Source organism: Pseudomonas sp. TE6283, from assembly GCF_054060555.1.
Genome location: NZ_JBSSDH010000002.1, coordinates 84,494 through 100,749 on the forward strand (window position 1 = coordinate 84,494; position 16,256 = coordinate 100,749).

13 protein-coding genes and 1 pseudogene are annotated in these 16,256 nt (G+C 62.0%); 4 read left to right on the forward strand and 10 right to left on the reverse strand.

The window, feature by feature from the left end; genetic code table 11:
- Window positions 1–113: 113 nt before the first annotated feature.
- Together ACVWZ5_RS03960 and ACVWZ5_RS03965 are read left to right on the forward strand one after the other, a co-directional pair.
- A pseudogene (locus tag ACVWZ5_RS03960) lies at window positions 114–869 on the forward strand (MCP four helix bundle domain-containing protein); the annotation flags it as partial.
- Window positions 861–1,724: a methyl-accepting chemotaxis protein gene (locus ACVWZ5_RS03965; protein ID WP_410175754.1), complete on the forward strand. Its 864-nt coding sequence runs from the start codon at window positions 861–863 to the stop codon at window positions 1,722–1,724. The pseudogene ACVWZ5_RS03960 and the gene ACVWZ5_RS03965, both read left to right, overlap by 9 nt.
- Window positions 1,725–1,877: 153 nt before the next feature.
- Here ACVWZ5_RS03965 and gbcB read toward each other — a convergent pair whose 3' ends face one another.
- On the reverse strand, window positions 1,878–2,978 hold the full coding sequence (gbcB, locus tag ACVWZ5_RS03970; RefSeq protein ID WP_062575666.1) for a glycine-betaine demethylase subunit GbcB: 1,101 nt from the start codon (window positions 2,976–2,978) through the stop codon (window positions 1,878–1,880).
- A 297-nt stretch (window positions 2,979–3,275) separates the two neighbouring features.
- On the opposite strand from gbcB, the gene gbcA reads away from it, so the two are divergent.
- Window positions 3,276–4,568, forward strand: coding sequence for a glycine-betaine demethylase subunit GbcA (gbcA, locus tag ACVWZ5_RS03975; protein ID WP_062572561.1), 1,293 nt, complete (start codon window positions 3,276–3,278; stop codon window positions 4,566–4,568).
- Between the two features lie 150 nt (window positions 4,569–4,718).
- Here gbcA and ACVWZ5_RS03980 read toward each other — a convergent pair whose 3' ends face one another.
- The 9 genes from ACVWZ5_RS03980 to ACVWZ5_RS04020 all read right to left on the reverse strand — a co-directional run bounded on the left by ACVWZ5_RS03980 (window position 4,719) and on the right by ACVWZ5_RS04020 (window position 15,480).
- The gene (locus ACVWZ5_RS03980) at window positions 4,719–5,462 is read right to left on the reverse strand and encodes an RHS repeat-associated core domain-containing protein (protein WP_084942009.1); all 744 of its coding nucleotides are present in this window, start codon (window positions 5,460–5,462) and stop codon (window positions 4,719–4,721) included.
- Between the two features lie 6 nt (window positions 5,463–5,468).
- On the reverse strand, window positions 5,469–6,266 hold the full coding sequence (locus tag ACVWZ5_RS03985) for an RHS repeat-associated core domain-containing protein (RefSeq protein WP_081100200.1): 798 nt from the start codon (window positions 6,264–6,266) through the stop codon (window positions 5,469–5,471).
- Window positions 6,267–6,347: 81 nt separating this feature from the next.
- Window positions 6,348–7,190, reverse strand: coding sequence for an RHS repeat-associated core domain-containing protein (locus ACVWZ5_RS03990; protein ID WP_081100199.1), 843 nt, complete (start codon window positions 7,188–7,190; stop codon window positions 6,348–6,350).
- 453 nt (window positions 7,191–7,643) lie between these two features.
- Window positions 7,644–8,414, reverse strand: coding sequence for an electron transfer flavoprotein subunit beta (gene etfB, locus ACVWZ5_RS03995; protein ID WP_084942010.1), 771 nt, complete (start codon window positions 8,412–8,414; stop codon window positions 7,644–7,646).
- A gap of 11 nt (window positions 8,415–8,425) precedes the next feature.
- Window positions 8,426–9,658 (reverse strand): electron transfer flavoprotein subunit alpha, encoded by a 1,233-nt coding sequence (gene etfA / locus ACVWZ5_RS04000; protein WP_062572558.1) that lies wholly within the window; start codon window positions 9,656–9,658, stop codon window positions 8,426–8,428.
- On the reverse strand, window positions 9,658–11,610 hold the full coding sequence (gene dgcB, locus ACVWZ5_RS04005) for a dimethylglycine demethylation protein DgcB (protein ID WP_457340424.1): 1,953 nt from the start codon (window positions 11,608–11,610) through the stop codon (window positions 9,658–9,660). The genes etfA and dgcB overlap by 1 nt, the downstream gene beginning before the upstream one ends.
- A gap of 207 nt (window positions 11,611–11,817) precedes the next feature.
- A complete protein-coding gene (dgcA, locus tag ACVWZ5_RS04010; protein WP_062572556.1) occupies window positions 11,818–13,878 on the reverse strand; it encodes a dimethylglycine demethylation protein DgcA in 2,061 nt (686 codons plus the stop codon).
- 15 nt (window positions 13,879–13,893) lie between these two features.
- The gene (locus tag ACVWZ5_RS04015) at window positions 13,894–14,424 is read right to left on the reverse strand and encodes a DUF5943 domain-containing protein (protein ID WP_028688448.1); all 531 of its coding nucleotides are present in this window, start codon (window positions 14,422–14,424) and stop codon (window positions 13,894–13,896) included.
- A gap of 78 nt (window positions 14,425–14,502) precedes the next feature.
- Window positions 14,503–15,480 (reverse strand): dipeptidase, encoded by a 978-nt coding sequence (locus ACVWZ5_RS04020; RefSeq protein ID WP_011536164.1) that lies wholly within the window; start codon window positions 15,478–15,480, stop codon window positions 14,503–14,505.
- A 275-nt stretch (window positions 15,481–15,755) separates the two neighbouring features.
- Here ACVWZ5_RS04020 and ACVWZ5_RS04025 point away from each other — a divergent pair, with 275 nt between their 5' ends.
- On the forward strand, window positions 15,756–16,157 hold the full coding sequence (locus ACVWZ5_RS04025; protein WP_028688449.1) for a lysozyme inhibitor LprI family protein: 402 nt from the start codon (window positions 15,756–15,758) through the stop codon (window positions 16,155–16,157).
- Window positions 16,158–16,256: the final 99 nt, after the last annotated feature.

Consider the following 16,256-nt stretch of genomic DNA (forward strand, 5'->3'; position numbering starts at 1 on the left):
CTGACGGACTCAAGACTGGGCGGTCACGACCGATAGGCAGGCAGGTCTTCTTCCGTCGCATGGATCGCGGCACCTCTTCTGCCTTGGGAACTGCCTCCATGTCCTTACGCAATATGAATATCGCGCCGCGCGCGCTGCTCGGGTTCGCCGTGATCGGCCTGCTTATGCTGGGCCTCGGCGTGTTCTCGCTGATCCAGATGGGCAACATCCGCCAGGCCGGGGTGACCATCGAGGAGATCAGCGTGCCCAGCATCAAGACCCTCGACGAACTGACCGCGCTCAACCTGCGCCTGCGCACCCTGTCCTACCGCCTGCTGCTCAACCGCGAACCGGCCACCCAACAGGACACCCTGCGCCTGCTGGACGAGCGCAACGCACAGATCGACAAGGCCCGCCGCGCCTACGAGCCGCTGGTGACCGCCGCCGACGAGAAGGACGCCTTCGACCAGTACGGCCTGCTGCTCAACCAGTACCGCCAGCTCGAGGCGCGCATGCGCACGCTGAGCCAGGCCGGTGATCTGGACGCCCTGCGCGACCTGCTCAACCGCGACCTGCTGAACAACTCCGAACAGATCAACAAGATCATGGACACCCTGGTGCGCATCAACACCGACCAGACCAGCGCCACCAATGCCCAGGCCGCCGACCAGTACAGCGGCGCCTTCGCCTTGGTGATCAGCCTGCTGGTGGCCGCCACGGTGCTGACCCTGCTGTTCGCCTTCCTGCTTACCCGCAGTATCGTCAAGCCCATCGACGAAGCGCTGCAGGCCGCCGAGCAGATCGCCGAGGGCGACCTGACCCACAGCGTTCACGCCGAAGGCACCGACGAGGCGGCGCGGCTGCTCAAGGCCATGGCCAAGATGCAGGACAAGCTGCGTGACACCCTGCAGCTGATCGCCGGCTCCGCCACCCAGCTGGCCTCCGCCGCCGAGGAGCTGAACAGCGTCACCGACGAAAGCGCCCGTGGCCTGCAGCAGCAGAACAACGAGATCGAGCAGGCCGCCACCGCCGTCACCGAGATGACCAGCGCGGTCGAGGAAGTGGCGCGCAACGCGGTAAGCACCTCCGAGGCCTCCAGCGAAGCCAGCCGTTCGGCCGGCGATGGCCGCGACCTGGTGATGGAGACCGTGGGCGCCATCGAACGCATGAGCGGCGACGTGCAGGCCACCGCCAAGCTGATCACCCACCTGGCCGAGCAGTCCCGCGATATCGGCAAGGTGCTCGATGTGATCCGCGGCCTGGCCGACCAGACCAACCTGCTGGCGCTCAACGCCGCCATCGAGGCCGCTCGCGCCGGCGAGGCCGGTCGTGGTTTTGCCGTGGTCGCCGACGAGGTGCGCGCACTGGCGCATCGCACCCAGCAGTCCACCAGCGAGATCGAGCGGATGATCGGCAGCATCCAGGGCGGCACCGAGCAGGCCGTGGACTCGATGCGCACCAGCACCGAGCGCGCCGAGTCGACCCTGAACATCGCCCGTGGCGCGGGCCTGGCGCTGGACACCATCGCCGGCGCGGTGGCGCAGATCAACGAACGCAACCTGGTGATTGCCAGTGCGGCGGAAGAGCAGGCCCAGGTGGCCCGTGAGGTGGACCGCAACCTGGTGAACATCAACGACCTGTCGGTGCAGAGCGCCACCGGGGCGCACCAGACCAGCGCAGCGAGTGCCGAGCTGTCGCGCCTGGCGGTGGACCTCAGCGGGCTGGTGGCTCGTTTCCGTACCTGAAAATGCTGGGGCCGCTTTGCGGCCCTTTCCGACCGTTCCGACGCCTCGCAAGGCCGCTCCCACAGGTGCTGCGCTGCCTGAAAGCTTACGCTGTACCTGTGGGAGCGGCCTTGTGTCGCGATGGGCTGCGCAGCAGCCCCCTACACACTCGGATCAATACTCGATCCGCACATCCCCTTTCGGCACGCTGCAGCACGACAGGATGTAGCCCTCGGCCTCATCCTCTTCAGTGATCCCGCCGTTGTGCTCCATCTCCACTTCACCGCCGAGCTTGAGCACCTTGCAGGTGCCGCAGATCCCCATGCCGCAGGCCTTGGGAATCATCAACCCGACCTTGGCCGCTGCCGCATGCACAGTCTCGCCCGGGGCCACCCGAATGCTCTTGTCGCTACCGACGAACTCCACCAGGTTGAGGTCGGCCACATCCACTTCCGGCGCATCGGCAGCCGCTTCGGCATGCTCCACCGCGTCGGCCTTCGCCTCAGGCGGCGTCGCACCGAACGATTCCTCGTGATAATTCTTCATGTCGAAGCCGACCGCCTCGAGCATGCGCTTGACCGCGTTCATGTAGGGCGTCGGCCCGCAGCAGAAGATCACACGTTCCAGGTAGTCCGGGGCGATCAGTTCCATCAGCCGCTGGTTCAGGTAGCCGCGGTAACCGGCCCAGGGCTCACCCAGCCCGTGCTTCTCGCAGATGATGTGCAGGCTGAAATTGGGGATGCGCGAGGCCATCTGCTCCAGCTCGCGGTGGTAGATGATGTCCTTCGGCGAGCGGGCGCTGTGCACGAACACCATGTCGACATTGGCGTTGGTGTCGTAGAACCAGCGGGCCATGGACATCACCGGGGTGATGCCGACGCCGCCCGAGAGGTACAGCACCTTGCCCGCCGGGAAGTCGATGGCGTTGAACAACCCCACCGGCCCGTGCACCGGCAGTTCGGCGCCTTCGTGCATGGTGTCGTGGAGGAAGTTGGACACCAGCCCGCCCGGCACGCGCTTGACGGTGATGGAGAAGCTGTAGGGTACCGACGGCGAGCTGGAGATGGTGTACGAACGCATCACAGGCTTGCCTTCGATCTCCAGCTCCAGGGTGACGAACTGCCCGGGCTTGAAGAAGAACATGATCGGCTGGTCGGCCATGAAGCAGAAGGTGCGCACGTCCCAGGTTTCCTGGATGACCTTGACGCAGCGCACGATGTGGCGACCATTGGCCCAGGTCTGGGTGGTAACCGGATTGAGGAAGGTATCGGACATGTTCATCTCCAGCAGCCGACTGTCGGCCATTCTCATGGCTCCGATAATGCGCAAGCGCACCGCGCCGTACATTCCCATCCGCGACATCGGCGTGCTCATCGCGACCAGCCCCGCGCTACAAGGGTTGGCGCGTCGGAATTCGATGCGGCCATGTCGCCCGTGGATATGGCCATTTCCCGGCCCGGACGCACACTCCTCGGCAAAACAACAGGCTGTTTATCGCGAACAACAGCCTTGCGGCACTACAACAACGATTAGCCACTTCAGCCGGCCGCGCGCGGCCACGAGGACCACACGATGGACGTCACCGCAACCCTGAGCCTGGGCGATCCACTGGAACCTGCACGCAAGGCCACCGCCGAGATGCTGCAGACCCGCGAGCGCACCTACTCGCTGCCGCAGCCGTTCTACTGCGACGAGCGCCTGTTCCAGATCGACATGCAGGAGATCTTCCACAAGGAGTGGCTGATCGCCGGCATGGTTTGCGAGATCCCGACCAAGGGCAACTACATCACCCTGCAGATCGGCAAGAACCCGATCATCGTGATACGCGGTGCCGAAGGTAAGGTGCATGCCTTCCACAACGTCTGCCGCCACCGCGGCTCGCGCCTGTGCGTCAGCGACAAAGGCAAGGTGGCCAAGCTGGTCTGCCACTACCACCAGTGGACCTACGAACTTGATGGCCGCCTGCTGTTCGCCGGCACCGAGATGGGCGCCGACTTCGACATGAACCAGTACGGCCTCAAACCGGTGAACGTGAAGGTGGCCGGTGGCTACATATTCATCAGCCTGGCCGAGAACCCGCCAGCCATCGACGAGTTCCTCGCCACCCTCGACCACTACATGGAACCCTACGACATGGAGAACACCAAGGTGGCGGTGCAGACCACCTTGATGGAGAAGGCCAACTGGAAACTGGTGCTGGAGAACAACCGCGAGTGCTACCACTGCAGTGGCTCACACCCCGAATTGCTGAAGACCCTGCTGGAATGGGACGACACCAACGACCCGCGCGCCAGCCAGGAATTCAAGGACCACGTGGCCGTCTCGGCCGCCGCCTGGGAAGCCGAGGGGATTCCGTACCTGCACAAGAGCCATGGCCTGCGTAACCGCATCGTGCGCATGCCGCTGCTCAAGGGCACCGTGTCGATGACCATGGACGGCAAGCAGGCCTGCCAAAAATTGATGGGCCGCATCAAGAACCCGGACCTTGGCTCGATGCGCATCCTGCACCTGCCGCACTCGTGGAACCACTGCATGGGCGACCACATGATCGTGTTCACCGTGTGGCCGATCAGCGCCCAGGAGACCATGGTCACCACCAAGTGGCTGGTGCACAAGGATGCGGTCGAGGGGGTTGATTACAACCCAGAGGAGATGCGCAAAGTATGGGATGCCACCAATGACCAGGATCGGCGGTTGGCGGAGGAGAACCAGCGGGGGATCAATTCTACCGCTTACCAGCCTGGCCCGTACTCCAAGACCTACGAGTTCGGGGTGGTGAACTTTATTGACTGGTACAGCCAACGCTTGCTTAACAATCTTGGTGCCGAGCCGGCGCCTTACTTAAAGGAAGTCATTTCTCAGTAACCCCAGGCCCTACGTGCTGCCTAGTACTGAACCAGCGGCAGGTAGGGCAATCCACCTTCATCATGCGAAGATGCGGCTATAACCCTGTCATCACTGGAATGGGGTGTAACGACTGCGGAAAGTTCCTCTCGCCAGATCAAACATCGCCTTTTACAGCCTGTTCAGTAGTTCATCATTTTCCTGGGCCTGCCTCAACATATCGGCCTCATGACGCACATCGACTCGCCTATTTTTTTGTACCGCTTGATAAATGTCTACACTTGCGATGAGAATCTCGATACCTGTCGCACCTAGACTTAAAACTGCGGCAGCACCTTTCAAATTGTCGGCGTCACTCATTAGTCGATCGTAGCCAGCCTGCTCTGTTGGCATCTTAGGGCCTGGTAGATTGCTTATAAGCTCAGACATCGCTGTCAATGCCACTGCAGCCCCCTTGAAAGCGTAGGAAACATACTCGCCAATTTTTTTCGGTTCATACCACACCCCCTCTGAACCGGTGATATAGCGCTTTACAATCTTCTGACCAACATAAATTCCTTCCATGATAATTTTTGCCGTCATGAGGTTGTCCTTCGCGACGGTATAAAACCATCGACCATTAGGATCTACATGATTTATGGGGTCGAGCGCGCAATAGGCATAAGCATTTATACCCCCTTGGGAAAAAGGGCTTAATGCATCTGGAGTATGGTAGCGCATCAGCCAGGGGTTATAGAAGCGGTGTCCGTTCCCGAGCGCATACGCCCCCAAGCCACGCTCACATAACTGACCTGTGAAACCCATCAGCGAAAAATATGCCTGCCTGTAGCCAAACGGCGTGTACCCACGACCCGTATTGAGGTTCAAGGCACTCTTCTGCCTGTCAACTTCTAGAATTACAGCAGCATGTCTCATGGTGTGTCACCTGCCTGGGTAGACAAAATAACGCTCTTTTTCTTGGCTAGGCGATCCTGAATCATGGTGAACTGAAGAGCTAGAGGATTGACGAACCTGCAAAGAAACTAGTGCGAGTGTGGGCGAAGTAGGCTGACTAGCTTGTGACTCTGACTCCGATGACGTCGCTGATGTTGACTGCGAAAGAATGGCGCTGTCCTCATTAACTGATATAAGAAACTTCTCGAGCTTATGCTTTCTCAGCTGTAATTGCACCATCGACTTCCGAAGGCTTTCCTCTGCGAAACTTGGCAATCCACGCGACGAGCTAATGTTCAACAACCTTCTGCTTTTTTCAAGCTGTGCATCCAAGATACTTATTTCTGTTGTATATTCTCTAGCCCGGCTTGCCACTGTAGCCAGTGTATCTTCTCTAGCCCGGCTTGCCACTATAGCCAGTTCGAATTCAGATGGTGATATTTTTCGAGCAGGTTTCCGCACCCTCCCAGAGTCATCTCGATAATTGACTGGATCACCCTGACAGTACGCATAAGCATTTACTCCACCTCGCCCAAATGGACTCACCTGGTCGGCAGAATAAAAACGCATCAGCATGGGGCTGTATACACGATAACCATTTCCAAGCAGATACCCCCCCAAACAGCCGTCCCGCACTATTCCATCAAAACTCGTCAAGGTACCAGCGACTATTACCGGAGACGCGCCATATACGGTATAAGCAATGAACCGAGATCCGTCTCTAAACATGGCGGCCAGGGCACTGTACTGAAGATCCGTCTGCAACAATGATGATGAAACGCTCATAGTCGGTACCTCGACAGGTCGAAACAACACGAATAATCCGTAGTTGCGCCGAAGCCGAATACTGTCTAGCCAGGTGGCTAATCAGCTCCGTCTTAGCGATTCAGCATACCTAGTAACATCAGGCTCGCCATCCGAACTCGACGAGCTTGCACTTCTGCCTGGGACTTCTACCACGCGGTGCTGCGCCACGAATGTGCGAAGTATTGCTAGATTTTCTTTGGTCATCCCCTCCATTGCGATATCGTTTGCATGTCGACTCCGGAAACTTTCGTGGGTATAACTGGCCACCTTTCCACCGATTTCCCGAACTTTTTCAAGGCTTAACGTACCGCCTTTCAGCAGATCACTCATAAATAAATATGCAGTCGTTCCAATTCCATTTATCGCCGTTGTCCAGTTAGCATAATCATCACCCAACGGATCCCCGTGATACTGCAACAGAGCACCATACATACCTACACCGCCAACTGCTGCGGTGGCGAGCGTGACAACGGTATCTTTAGCCGATGGCAGTGTTCTATTGTAGAGACTACTGACTACCATTTTACCTGCCGAATAGAGTGCCGGCGCGTTCCCCATCACTGTCGCCTTGTATCCAGGGACATTGCCACTTGGGTCGGTCATGTTGACAGGGTCACCTTTGCAGTACGCATAGGGGTTCAGGCCTCCGGCAGCAAATGGGCTTAGTGCATCGGGTGAATGGAAGCGCATCAGCTGAGGGTTGTAGGACCTGCGGCCATTGCCAAGCAGGTATCTTCCTAATCGTGGTTCGCGAAACTGGCCTGCGAAGCCTGTGCATGCAAAATCCGTTCGCGAAGAACGGTCACCGTAGGGGGTATAGGAGACAGGCGCACTCCCTGATGTCCCCCGTACAAGGCTAGGACTAAGTAGATGGTCTGTGACCAACAGCTTTGCCGTGAACATAGATAAGCCCCTGTCTGACCTGGCAGCAACACTACCACCGCCTGTCAGGGAGCGTTAACTAGCAAAATTACCAGGGTCATGCAGCCCGCCTGGTAAAGGGGGTCCTCTTTTCAACAACTCACAGGCACAGCTTCGCCTGTCTGCTTCCGACCATTGATGAACAAAAAATAGTCACTCTTCCACAGTCCAATGAGTCCGGTGCTTGCAGCCTTGCACAAACAACTTGTCCACAGAGAAATGAACAAGCTTTGTTGACAACCCCCCCTCCAATCAAGGTCTGTGCATATGTCTGTGCATATCTCATATCAATCCCAGTTCGCTATAGCTTCCATGATGAATGGAGATGCCAGTGCTCAGAAATTGAACAAACCTGCAGACACTTTGATTGCCAGGGGCTTCAGCGGTATTCGAACAGTTTATCCACAGCGTGACCAACAGTGAATGTGGGCAAAATCAGCGTAGCACCCCCTCATCTACCAGCAGCTTGAGAATAGCCTCCGCGCCTTCCTGTGGAGATACATCCTTGAGCACCTTGCCCCCCCCGCCACTGGCCTTGGCCGTGGCGGCCTTCATGCGGTCGGCGCCGCTCTTGGCCTTGATCACCTTGAGCCGCTTGGGCCGTGGCCTGGCCGGTTGCAGGGCATCCTCGGCCAGCAGCGGATCCTCGATCACTGCCACATTGCGCGCCGCCAGCACACCACGCCGGGCCGGGCCGAACGCCGATTGTCGAGGCTTGGGCGCAGCGTTATCCACAGTCGCCAGCAATGGCAGGCGCACCTTCAGGCGACGCCGCTGACCCCTTGGCAGAGCCTGCAGCACCTGGGCGGTACCGTTGTCGATGGACTCGACCTCGGCCAACCCCACCACCAGCGGCCAGCCCAGCTTCTCGGCCAGCAGGAACGGCAGCATGCCCGAGCCTTCGCCGGTTTCGGCCTGGCTGCCGGTCAGCACCAACTGGGCACCCGCGTCGCGCAGATAGTCGCCGAGCACGCCCAATACATCGGCACCGGCGGGTTGTTCCAGCACATCCAGATGATCCAGACCCATGCCCAGGTAGGCACGCAGCGCCTCTTCACGAGGATCGCCGGCATGCACCACCTGCAAGTTATCCCCAGCCAGTTGCAAGCCCAGCTCCACGGCACGGGCATCCTGCTCGGCGCGACGCGCGCGGCCGGAGCTGGGGTGGGCGCCGATCGAGACCAGGCTGATGACTTTCGTACTCATGCTCGCTGCCCCTATGCCGCGTCGCGCTGGCCGCCGCTGCGGAAGTTGTCCACAGCCTCGATCAGTGCCTTGAGAATCGCCGAGCTGTCGCCGATCACCGACAGGTCGGCTCGCTTGATCATGTCGCAGCCTGGGTCCATGTTGATCGCCACCACCTTGTCGCAGGCACCGATGCCCTGCAGGTGCTGGATGGCTCCGGAGATACCCACAGCCACATAGACCCGCGCCGTGACCCAGGTGCCGGTGGCGCCGACCTGGCGGTTGCGCGGCATGAAGCCGTCGTCCACCGCCACCCGCGACGCGCCCTCGGTGGCACCGAGGGCCGCCGTGGCCCGGTGATACAGGTCCCAATCCTTGACGCCGTTGCCGCCGGAGACGATGAACTCGGCCTCGGCCATGGCAATGGCGGCGGGGTCCACGGCCACCGACCCCAGGTCTTCGATACGCGACAGGCTGCGCGCCACGCCTGTGGACAACTCCACCGGCAGCGCTTCATGACGGGTTTCGCTGACCGGCTCGGCGCATTCGGCGGCGGCCAGGATCAGGCGTGGCACGCTCCGCTGGATATCCTGCTGGCCGGCACCGGCACGACCGATACATAGGCCGTCCTTGACCTGCCACACCCGCGTCGCCGGGCGCTCGCCCAGCGCGGCGGCCAGGCGGCGTCCCAGTTCGCCGCCGCCGGTGCGGCTGTCGGGCAACAGCCAATGGCGCGGCGCGAACTGGTTATCCACAGCCCGCAGGCCCTGCACCAGTTGCTCCGGTGCATAACCTGCGAAGGCCTCGCCCTCGATGACCAGCAAGCGATCGACGCCGGCTGTGGAAAAGTTGTTTTCCTTGTGCTCGCCAAAGACGATGGCCAGCACCGCGCCGTCGCTGCCAGCAAGGCTGTGGGCAAGGCCGAGCAGGTCACGGTCGTGGCTGCCGAGGCGGCCACCGACCATGTCTGGCACCACGGCGATGTAGAACGCAGGCGCAGCCACGCTGTGCAGCGGCAACTGCACTTCGGCAGCTGCCGTGCGCCGACCGCCGACTCCGGTGCCCTGCTGGGCGCCGCTGCGGTCGATGCGCTTGAGGCCGCTGGGGCCAATGAAGCCGGCGGCGATCGCGTGCGGGTTCTTGCGGATGATGCCGTGGGGGCCCATCCAGCGGGTCTGTTGCGTCTGCATCGCCGCGTGCAGCGGATGCAGACGGTTACGGGCGATCCACTCGGCGCGTGGATCGCGGCGGATGATGTCGCTCATCAGTGCACCTCCGCAGGTTCACGTTTGGCAGCCTGCGACTTCGCGGTTGCAGGGGCTTCGTCTTCGACCAGCACATCGGCGACCAGCTCGGCCAGGTCCTTGATCTGCGGACGCGGCTCGACCACGCCTTCGAGCATTGCCGTGCACTGTGGACAACCCACCGCCACCAGCTCGGCCTCGGTCTCGCGGATATCGTCCATGCGCATGTCGGGAATACGCTGCTTGCCGGGGATGTCGGTGATCGGCGCACCGCCGCCACCGCCGCAGCAGCGGGAACGGAAGCCCGAGCGCTGCATCTCGCGCACTTCGATGCCCAGCGCCTTGAGCACTTCGCGCGGGGCTTCGTATTCGCCGTTGTAGCGGCCCAGATAGCACGGGTCGTGATAGGTAACGCTGCCGCCCTTGTGCTGGCCGAGGTTGAGCTTGTTCGCGGCGATCAGCTCGGCAATGTAGGTGCTGTGGTGCTGAACCTGATACTCGCCGCCAAGCGCACCGTACTCGTTCTTCAGCACATGGAAGCTGTGCGGATCGCAGGTAACGATGCGCTGGAAGCTGTATTTGCCCAGGGTCTGGATGTTGCGCTTGGCCAGTTGCTGGAAGGTCGCCTCGTCGCCCAGGCGCCGGGCCACATCTCCGCTGTCGCGCTCTTCAAGGCCGAGCACGGCGAAGTCCACGCCCGAGGCCTTGAGCACTTTGACGAAGGCCCGCAGGGTGCGTTGGTTGCGCATGTCGAAGGCGCCGTCGCCGACCCAGAACAGTACTTCGGTGCGCTTCACCTCGGACAGCAGTTTCAGGTTGAGGTCGGCCGCCCAGTTCATCCGCCCGCCCGGGGCGAAACCGCCGGGGTTGTCGGTGGCGATCAGGTTGTCAAGCACCTCGGCGCCCTTGTTCGGCGTGGCGCCCTTTTCCAGGGTCAGGTGGCGGCGCATGTCGACGATGGCATCGACGTGCTCGATCATCATCGGGCATTCCTCGACGCAGGCGCGGCAGGTGGTGCACGACCACAGCGTCTCGGCATCCACCAGGCCGTTGACGATCGGCTGGTGCGGATGGCCGCCATGCTCGCCGACCGGCTTGCCCGGGTAAGGGCTGCCGGCAAACTGTGCGTCGGTACCACCGGCCAGGCCGATGACCATGTCCTGGATAAGCTTCTTGGGGTTCAGCGGCTGGCCGGCGGCGAACGCCGGGCACATGGCCTCGCATTTGCCGCACTGCACGCAGGCGTCGAAACCGAGCAGTTGGTTCCAGGTGAAGTCGACCGGTTTTTCCACGCCCAGCGGCGCATTAGGGTCCTCGAGGTCCAGCGGCTTGAGACCGGTGGAGCGGCCACCGCCGAAGCGCTCGGCGCGGCGGTGCCAGGCCAGGTGCAAGGCACCGGCGAAGGCGTGCTTCATCGGCCCGCCCCAGGTCATGCCGAAGAACAGCTCGGACACGCCCCACAGCACACCGATCCCGAGCAGCGCCACCAGCACCCAGCCGCCAGTACCTTCCGGCAGGATGCCGGCAACCGGCAGCGTGGCGATAAAGAAGCTTGCCGCGAACATCAGCAGGCTCTTGGGCAGGCGCATCCATGGGCCCTTGGACAGGCGCGAAGAAGGATCGAGCCGGCGTTTGAAGACGAAGAGCGCGCCGGTGAACATGATCACCGTCGCCACCAGCAAGGCATAGCCGAGGATCTTGCTGTGCAGGCCGAAGCCGTGCACCAGTATCGCCAGTACGGCCGACAGCACGAAGCCGCCGGCGGTGGCCACGTGGGTCCTGGACATGTACCTGTCGCGCTCGACCACATGGTGCAAGTCCACCAGGTAGCGCCGTGGCATGGCCAGCAGGCCACCAATCAGGTCGACCTTGCTCGGCCGCCCGCGCCGCCACATGCGCACCCGGCGCAGGGCGCCGAGCACCGCCAGGCCGAGGGCGGCGAACAGCAGGATGGGTAAGAGGGTGTTCAACATGGGAGGCTCCCACAACAGCTAGAATCCTGCGCCGCTCTCATGGGCGGCACCGACCCCTGTAGGAGCGGCCTTGTGTCGCGAAAGGGCTGCGAAGCAGCCCCTGGGGCTCAGCAGTGATGCACAGATCCCGGGGTCGCTTCGCGACCCTTTCGCGACACAAGGCCGCTCCTACAGGGGGCCAATCCCGCCTCTAGAGAGGCGGTGCGATCAGAAGTCCTTGCACAGCCGCAAGGCGTCATAGATCGCCGCATGCACGTTGCGCTGGGCCACGCAGTCGCCGATGCGGTACAGCAGGTAGCCCTCGCCCGGCTGGCCGAGGATCGGCTGCGGCTTGATGGCGAACAGCGCCTCCACGTCGATCTGGCCCTTGTTGCGCGAGCCGTCCTTGAGCGCGTAGTACAGCTGCTCGTCAGGGCGCACGCCGTTCTCCACCACCACCTGGTCGACCACGCGCTCTTCCTTGGCGCCGGTGTACTCGTTCTCGAGCACCGCCACCAGCTTGTCGCCCTCGCGGTAGACCTTCTCCAGCATCATGTCGCCGGTCATGATCACTTCTTTGGGGTACATGCTGCGGTAGTAGGTCGGGAAGCTCGTGCCGCCCATGGCCACGCCCGGCTTGATGTCGTCGGTGACGATCTCGACCTGGCTGCCCTTGTCGGCGATGAAGTCGGCCACCGACATGCCGGTGAATTCGCAGATGGTGTCGTACACCAGCACGTTCTTGCCCGGCGCGACCTTGCCGTCGAGCACGTCCCAGCTGCTGACCACCAGCCCTTCGGCGGCGCCCCAGTGCTCGTTCTGCTCAAGGAACGAATGGCCGCCCACCGCCAGCACGATGATGTCCGGGCGCAGGTCCTGGATGGTGTCCACATCCGCGGCGGTGCCCAGGCGCAGGTCGACCTTCAGGCGGGCGAACTCCAGCTGGTACCAGCGGGTGATGCCGGCGATCTGGTCGCGCTGCGGCGCCTTGGCGGCGATGGTGATCTGCCCGCCGATCTGGTCTTTCTTCTCGAACACGGTGACGTCGTGGCCGCGCTCGGCGGCGACGCGGGCCGCCTCCATGCCGGCCGGGCCTGCGCCAACCACCACCACCTTGCGCCTGGGCCCGGTGGACTTCTCGATGATGTGCGGCACGCCCATGTATTCACGGGAGGTCGCGGCGTTCTGGATGCACAGCACATCCAGGCCCTGGTACTGGCGGTCGATGCAGTAGTTGGCACCGACGCACTGCTTGATCTGGTCGACCTGGCCCATCTTGATCTTGGCGATCAGGTGCGGGTCGGCGATGTGCGCGCGGGTCATGCCGACCATATCGACGTAGCCGCCTTCGAGGATGCGCGTGGCCTGGTTCGGGTCCTTGATGTTCTGCGCGTGCAGCACCGGGACCTTGACCACTTCCTTGATGCCGGCCGCCAGGTGCAGGAACGGCTCCGGCGGGTAGCTCATGTTGGGGATGACGTTGGCCAGGGTGTTGTGGGTGTCGCAGCCCGAGCCGACCACGCCGATGAAATCGAGCATGCCGGTGGCGTCGTAGTAGGCGGCGATCTGCTTCATGTCCTCGTGGCTGAGGCCATCGGGATGGAACTCGTCGCCGCAGATACGCATGCCCACGCAGAAGTCGTCGCCGACTTCCTTGCGCACGGCCTTGAGCACTTCCAGGCCGAACTTCATGCGGCCCTCGAAGGTGCCACCCCACTCGTCGGTACGCTTGTTGACCCGTGGGCTCCAGAACTGGTCGATCATGTGCTGGTGCACGGCCGACAGCTCGACGCCGTCCAGGCCGCCCTCCTTGGCGCGACGCGCGGCTTGCGCGTAGTTGCCGATCACCCGCCAGATCTCTTCCACCTCGATGGTCTTGCAGGTGGCGCGGTGCACCGGTTCGCGGATGCCCGACGGCGACATCAACGTCGGCCAGTTGAAGCCGTCCCACCGTGAGCGACGACCCATGTGGGTAATCTGGATCATGATCTTGGCGCCATGCTTGTGCATGGCGTCAGCGAGGTTCTGGAAGTGCGGGATGATGCGGTCGGTGGACAGGTTGACCGACGACCACCACTCCTGCGGGCTGTCGATGGCCACCACCGACGAGCCGCCGCAGATGGCCAGGCCGATGCCGCCCTTGGCCTTCTCTTCGTAGTACTTCACGTAGCGGTCGGTGGTCATGCCGCCGTCGGTGGCGTAGACCTCGGCGTGCGCGGTGCTGAGCACACGGTTGCGGACGGTCAGCTTGCCGATCTGGATCGGCTGGAACATTGCTTCGAAGGCCATGACGCTATCTCCGGCTTACAACGGCTTTGTAACGAACAGGCCATCTTCGTGGCCTTCTTCCGACCCGCCGTAGACCTGTTCGGCCACGGTGCGGATCGAGCTGCCGCGGGCAGCGAGAATCTGGTCCATGGCCCCGGCGAACCAGCCGGTGAACATGTAGTCGACCTTGCGGCCGCACTTTCCATACACGTACACGAATGCGGAGTGCTTGAGCTTGACGCTGCAGGTGCCTTTATCCAGGTCGATGTCCTGGATCTGGAACAGGCCCCAGCCACGCTGGCTCAGGCGTTTCATGTAGTGCTCGAACACCGCCACGCCTTCCAGGCCATGGCACTCGGCTTCTTTCTCGCACCAGTGCCAGGCGGACTTGTAGCCGGCCTTGTAGAGGATCTCGGCGTACTTGTCGGCGCCCAGCACCTCCTCGATGCCCATGTGGTTGTTGACGAAGAAATGCCGTGGCACGTAAAGCATCGGCAGGGCGTCGCTGGTCCAGACACCGGTCTCGCTGTCGACTTCGATTGGCAATTGCGGGGCGATCTTGGCCATGGAAACTCAACTCCATAAAATTTTTTGTTTGGATGCCCCGGCGTTGCTGGCAGGGGCTTTCAGGCTTGGAGAGCGGCTTTACTCGCCCCACACATCCTTGAGGACGTTGACCCAGTTCTCGCCCATGATCTTGCGCACCACCCGTTCGGAGTGGCCGCGCTTGAGCAGGGTTTCGGTCAGGTTGGGGAACTCGCCGACGGTACGGATACCCAGCGGGTTGATGATCTTGCCGAAGTTGGTCAGGCGTCGGGCGTAGCCCTTGTCGTGGGTCAGGTACTCGAAGAAGTCCTGGCCATGGCCCTGGGTGAAGTCGGTGCCGATGCCGATGGCGTCCTCACCGACGATGTTCATGGTGTACTCGATGGCCTCGGCATAGTCGTCGATGGTCGAGTCGATACCCTTGGCCAGGAACGGCGCGAACATGGTCACGCCGACGAAGCCGCCGTGGTCGGCGATGAACTTCAGCTCTGCGTCGGACTTGTTGCGCGGGTGTTCCTTCAGGCCCGAGGGCAGGCAGTGGGAATAGCAGACCGGCTTCTTCGACTCGAGGATGACCTCTTCGGAGGTCTTGGAGCCGACGTGGGACAGGTCGCACATGATGCCGACGCGGTTCATCTCGGCGACGATCTCGCGGCCGAAGCCCGACAGGCCACCGTCACGCTCGTAGCAACCGGTGCCGACCAGGTTCTGGGTGTTGTAGCACATCTGCACGATGCCCACGCCGAGCTGCTTGAACACGTCGACATAGGCGATCTGGTCTTCGAACGCATGGGCGTTCTGGAAGCCGAAGAGGATGCCGGTCTTGCCCAGCTCCTTGGCCTTGCGGATATCGGCGGTGGTGCGCACCGGCATCACCAGGTCGCTGTTCTCGCGGATCAGCTTCTGGCTGGAGGCGATATTGTCGACGGTGGCCTTGAAGCCCTCCCACACCGAGACCGTGCAGTTGGCCGCGGTCAGCCCGCCCTTGCGCATGTCCTCGAACAGCTCGCGGTTCCACTTGGCAATGATCAGGCCGTCGATGACGATGCTGTCGGCGTGAAGTTCGGCTGGGCTCATCAGGCTGTCCCCTTTTATTGGAGTCTGCATGCGCCGAACCTTGTGCCGGCGCTTTGGGGCCAGCATATGCCTGCCGCCCGAGGCGCCCCGATGCAAAAACGACAGGGGGTTTGCCGAAAGCGTCAATGCCCGATCCGGCACGCTCTGGCACGGCGCTCGGCAATGAGAGCGAGTCTCGACAACGACGTTTGATGAACATTTCGTCAGGGAGCTATCGCCCGAACCTGCGCTGAGCGAGAATCCAGCGATTGGTCAGCCTGTTCAGGAGAAATTGGATGAAATCAATGGCATGGCTGGTTCTGCTGGCGGTCGCAGGTAGCACGCACGCCGCCGAGGAAGAAAGCACGCCCTGCGACAACGTCGAGACCGAACAGCAGGGGTATGCCTGCGCGGCCTACAACAAGCAGACCGCCGAGCGCGAACTGAAAGCGGCCTATGACGACCTGATGCAACGCATCCGCGACCAGTACGCGGATGAAAGCGACAAGGCCGCGGCGCTGAGCGGCAAGATGGAGGCCGCCGAAAAGCTGTGGGCGCAGTTGCGCGACGCCGACTGCAAGGTCGAGACCTGGGCCGAGAAGCCGGGGAGCAAGGCGTACGAGGCAGCGTGGGATACCTGCGTGGCGCAACGTAGCGACGAGCGCTCGGAATACCTGCAGTCGATCGGGCAGCAGTGACTGCCTGTACCGGCGCCATCGCGGGACAAGCCCGCTCCCACGCCATGAAATGCTGGATGCCAGGCTATAACGTGGGAGCGGGCTTGCCCCGCGAATGCT

Bases quoted from the DNA above. Each gene is read 5' to 3' on its own strand.
- ACVWZ5_RS03965 (WP_410175754.1), top strand. From the start codon at position 861: ATGCAGGACAAGCTGCGTGACACCCTGCAGCTGATCGCCGGCTCCGCC.
- gbcB (WP_062575666.1), bottom strand. From the start codon at position 2,978: ATGTCCGATACCTTCCTCAATCCGGTTACCACCCAGACCTGGGCCAAT.
- gbcA (WP_062572561.1), top strand. From the start codon at position 3,276: ATGGACGTCACCGCAACCCTGAGCCTGGGCGATCCACTGGAACCTGCA.
- ACVWZ5_RS03980 (WP_084942009.1), bottom strand. From the start codon at position 5,462: ATGAGACATGCTGCTGTAATTCTAGAAGTTGACAGGCAGAAGAGTGCC.
- ACVWZ5_RS03985 (WP_081100200.1), bottom strand. From the start codon at position 6,266: ATGAGCGTTTCATCATCATTGTTGCAGACGGATCTTCAGTACAGTGCC.
- ACVWZ5_RS03990 (WP_081100199.1), bottom strand. From the start codon at position 7,190: ATGTTCACGGCAAAGCTGTTGGTCACAGACCATCTACTTAGTCCTAGC.
- etfB (WP_084942010.1), bottom strand. From the start codon at position 8,414: ATGAGTACGAAAGTCATCAGCCTGGTCTCGATCGGCGCCCACCCCAGC.
- etfA (WP_062572558.1), bottom strand. From the start codon at position 9,658: ATGAGCGACATCATCCGCCGCGATCCACGCGCCGAGTGGATCGCCCGT.
- dgcB (WP_457340424.1), bottom strand. From the start codon at position 11,610: ATGTTGAACACCCTCTTACCCATCCTGCTGTTCGCCGCCCTCGGCCTG.
- dgcA (WP_062572556.1), bottom strand. From the start codon at position 13,878: ATGGCCTTCGAAGCAATGTTCCAGCCGATCCAGATCGGCAAGCTGACC.
- ACVWZ5_RS04015 (WP_028688448.1), bottom strand. From the start codon at position 14,424: ATGGCCAAGATCGCCCCGCAATTGCCAATCGAAGTCGACAGCGAGACC.
- ACVWZ5_RS04020 (WP_011536164.1), bottom strand. From the start codon at position 15,480: ATGAGCCCAGCCGAACTTCACGCCGACAGCATCGTCATCGACGGCCTG.
- ACVWZ5_RS04025 (WP_028688449.1), top strand. From the start codon at position 15,756: ATGAAATCAATGGCATGGCTGGTTCTGCTGGCGGTCGCAGGTAGCACG.